The following is a 1,096-nucleotide window of genomic DNA, read 5'->3' on the forward strand; positions in this document are numbered from 1 at the left end:
GCTTGGATTAAAGGCATGGATCACCCCTCCTTCCCTGTCCGGCTCGCGGCCACCGCCGCTGCCATCGCCCTCTCCACCACCCTGCTGACCGCCTGCTCCACCGACAGCGCGGGCTCGGGAAAGGTCCGGATCGGCATCTCGGGGGCCAGCTCCGACTGGGACGTGCTCAAGCAGAAGGCCAAGGCCGAGGCCATCGAGATCGAGCTGGTCACCTTCGACGACTACGCCCTGCCGAACAAGGCGCTGGCGGCCGGCGACATCGAGCTCAACGCCTTCCAGCACCTGGCCTTCCTCAGTCAGTTCAACGCCAACAACGGCACCACCATCGTGCCGATCGGCGCCACCTCGGTCTCCCCGCTCGGGCTGTACTCGCTCAAGCACAAGAGCGTCGACCAGATCCCCGACGGCGCGAAGATCGCCGTCCCCAACGACCCGTCCAACCAGGGCCGGGCGCTGCGGGTACTGGAACAGGCCAAGCTGATCGAGCTGAAGGCCGACACCGGCCTGTACGGCACCCCGGAGTCGATCTCGGGCAACCCGAAGCACCTGACCATCGTGCCGGTGGACGCCCAGCAGACCCCGCGCAGCCTGCAGGACACCGCCGCCGCCGTGATCAACTCCGGCGTGGCGGGCCAGGCCGGGTACGAGGTCAAGCAGGCGATCTTCCGGGACGACCCGAAGAACCCGGGCACCCGCCCGTACGTCAACGTGATCGCGGCCCGGGCCACCGACCGGGACAACCCCACCTACCTGAAGATCGCCGAGCTCTACCACTCCCCCGAGGTACAGGCCGCCGCGGCCGAGGAGTCCAAGGGCGCCAGCGTGCCCAGCGACCTCGACCGGCCCGCCCTGCAGGCCGAGTTGGACCGGCTGGCCAAGCAGGTGAAGGGCAGGTGATCGAGCTGGTCGAGGTCAGCAAGGAGTACGGGGACTTCCGCGCCCTGGACCGGGTCAGCCTGACCGTGCCGGACGGCGGGATCGTCGGCGTGATCGGCCCCAACGGCGCCGGCAAGAGCACCCTGATCCGGCTGATCAACCAGCTGGAACGGCCGACGGCCGGCTCGGTCCGGCTGAACGGGACCGAGCTGACCGGCCT

2 protein-coding genes are annotated in these 1,096 nt (G+C 69.3%); both read left to right on the forward strand.

Annotated elements, in window-relative coordinates:
• Positions 1-15: 15 nt before the first annotated feature.
• A complete protein-coding gene (locus tag ABD323_RS41475) occupies positions 16-897 on the forward strand; it encodes a MetQ/NlpA family ABC transporter substrate-binding protein (RefSeq protein WP_344447263.1) in 882 nt (293 codons plus the stop codon).
• Positions 894-1,096, forward strand: a 203-nt coding sequence (locus ABD323_RS41480) for an ATP-binding cassette domain-containing protein (RefSeq protein ID WP_344447264.1), incomplete at its 3' end; no start/stop codon positions are given. The genes ABD323_RS41475 and ABD323_RS41480, both read left to right, overlap by 4 nt.

Source organism: Kitasatospora nipponensis (assembly GCF_039528135.1).
Taxonomy (GTDB): domain Bacteria; phylum Actinomycetota; class Actinomycetes; order Streptomycetales; family Streptomycetaceae; genus Kitasatospora; species Kitasatospora nipponensis.

Coding starts and splice junctions, on each gene's coding strand:
- ABD323_RS41475 (WP_344447263.1), top strand. CDS start 16: ATGGATCACCCCTCCTTCCCTGTCCGGCTCGCGGCCACCGCCGCTGCC.